The sequence below is a fragment of the Mesorhizobium sp. M7A.T.Ca.US.000.02.2.1 genome, from assembly GCF_003996995.1.
Classification (GTDB): Bacteria; Pseudomonadota; Alphaproteobacteria; order Rhizobiales; family Rhizobiaceae; genus Mesorhizobium.
The window spans coordinates 1-2,335 of the sequence record NZ_RZTT01000643.1; the positions used below are offsets into that span (position 1 = coordinate 1).

The 2,335-nt window shown below is 62.6% G+C and carries 3 protein-coding genes; 1 reads left to right on the forward strand and 2 read right to left on the reverse strand.

Going from position 1 to position 2,335, the window contains the following annotated elements; all coding sequences use genetic code 11:
- On the forward strand, positions 1-478 hold a 478-nt coding region (locus EOD15_RS32930), incomplete at its 5' end, for an enolase C-terminal domain-like protein (RefSeq protein WP_281035594.1).
- Here EOD15_RS32930 and EOD15_RS32935 read toward each other — a convergent pair.
- Together EOD15_RS32935 and EOD15_RS32940 are read right to left on the reverse strand one after the other, a co-directional pair.
- Entirely contained in the window at positions 449-1,663 is a 1,215-nt protein-coding gene (locus EOD15_RS32935; protein WP_127409225.1) for an MFS transporter, read from the reverse strand. The genes EOD15_RS32930 and EOD15_RS32935 overlap by 30 nt on opposite strands.
- A 125-nt stretch (positions 1,664-1,788) precedes the next feature.
- The coding region (locus tag EOD15_RS32940) for a UDP-2,3-diacylglucosamine diphosphatase (RefSeq protein WP_148129773.1) at positions 1,789-2,335 on the reverse strand (547 nt) is incomplete at its 5' end.

Genomic DNA, 2,335 nt, shown 5'->3' on the forward strand with positions numbered 1-2,335 from the left:
CAGCCGCATCATCCTCGACGCCAATGAGGGCTGGAGCGACGACAACATCGTTGCGAACCTCGCCTTTGCCGCCGAACAAGGCATCGCGCTGATCGAGCAGCCGCTGCCGGCCGGTCATGACGAAATCCTGCGCCATATCGCCCATCCCGTGCCGATCTGCGCCGATGAAAGCGTGCATGAGGCTGAGAATCTCGAAGCGCTTGTCGGTCTCTACGATGCCGTCAACATCAAGCTCGACAAGTCGGGGGGCCTGACTGCGGCACTGGTGCTGCGCGATCGCGCCCGCGAACTCGGTTTCGGCGTGATGGTCGGCTGCATGGTCGGCACGTCATTGGCGATGGCGCCAGCGGTGCTGCTTGCCCAGCATGCCGATTTCGTCGACCTCGACGGTCCGCTGCTGCTTGCCCGCGACCGGGTACCGGGCCTTGTCTACCAGGGATCGATGGTGTCACCGCCCGATGTGGCGCTGTGGGGCTGAGCGCGCTGCAAGGCCGATCAGCACGAGGCCGATCAAGGCGATCGGGATCATGGCAAAGAAGCCGTCCACGCCGAGATGGTCGTAGAGCGGGCCGGACGCCAGCGTCACCACCGCCATGAAGAAGCCGTTGGAGAAATAGGCAATGCCTTGCGCGGCACCTGTCCGCTCCTCGGAGACGGTTTCGCCGATCATCTTCTGCAGGCCGATCAGCCCAAGCGCCACCGAGACCGAGTGCAGCGACTGGACACCGAAGAAACCGGGAATGCCGAGGCCGAGCGGCCAGACCAGCGGAAAGGCGATCCAGCGCACGATGGAGCCGATCCCCGCCATCACCATGATCGACACGACGGAGAACCGGTCAAAAAAGCGGGTGAACATCATGAACATGCAGACTTCCGACACCACGCCCCAGGCCCATAAGAGACCGACAACCGAATCGCTGAGGCCGATCGATTTCCAGTAGATGGAGACGAAACCGTAGAGGAATGCGTGGCTGGCGGTTATGACGCCGACGCCGACGGAAAAATACAGGAAATACGGGTTGAGAAGCTTCGGCGCCGAATGCTGGATGTCGGTGGCCGACAGCGGTGAGGCGCGCCGCGGACGGCCTAGACGCGGCGCCAGCAGGCCGGCGGCAAGGGCCGCGGCAAACGCCGCCAGAATGATAACCGGAACGGCCTGCGAGCCGGCTGCCGACAGAATGAAGCCGCCGGCGACATTGGCGCAGAGATAGGAGATCGAGCCCCATTTGCGCATGCTTGTGTAGTTCGAACCGAAGCGGCGGACACCCGAAAGCGCCAGCGAATCGGCGATCGGCGAATGCGGCGTCCAGACAATGGTCAACGCCAATGAGACCGCCAGCACCATCGCATAGTTCGGCGGCAGGAAATAGCCTGCCGACAGGAGCAGTGATGCAGCCATCAGCGCGACATAGACATCGGCGCGGTCCCTGGCACGGTCGGCCAACGCGGTCAGTAACGGCGTCGTCACCACGCGCAGGAACATCGGCGCCGCCAGAATGACGGCGATCTGCTCGGCGTGAAAACCCTTGGCCTGCAGCCACAGTGGAAAATAAGGCAGATGCGTTCCGAGCGGCACGTACAGCGTCGCGAAGATCAGGCTCATGCGCAGTTCGAAATGGCGCGGCTTGACGAGTTGTTCGGGCGAGAGCTGCGGCAGGGCCATGAATCGATCCAATCGCGCTGTATTCGACCGGACGGCAACGCGTATCGATCCCTTAACATGGACGAAAACCGGACGAAACCGGTTGGACTAATTGATCGATTCCGAAGCCCGAAAAAGACTTCGGACTATGCCGCCTGCCCTACCCGACCCTCGATGAGCAACGGGACAAAGGGCTCGTCCGGCGCTTCTGGCAGCACCTGCGCCCAGGTCAGGATTTCCATGCGGCCGTCAAAATGCTCGACCACGGCCGTGCAGCTTTCCACCCAGTCGCCGGTGTTGATGTACTGGACATCGCCAAAATTCTCGATGACGGCATGATGGATGTGGCCGCAAATGACGCCGTCGACGTGTGAACGACGTGCCTCATCCGCAAGCATGGTCTGGAACGAGCCGATGAAGTTCACCGCCTTCTTCACGTTGTGCTTGGCCCAGGACGAAAACGACCAATACGGCAGGCCGAGCAGTTGGCGCAGCCGCGTCACCACGCGGTTGACCAGCATGGCCGCGTCATAGGCGTGGTCGCCGAGATAGGCGAGCCAGCGCGCATTGTGGACCACGGTGTCGAACTGGTCGCCATGGATGACGAGCAGGCGCTTGCCGTCGGCAGTCTCGTGGATGGCGCGGTCGGCGACGACGATGCCGCCGAAATGCACGCCCTGGAACTGGCGGGCG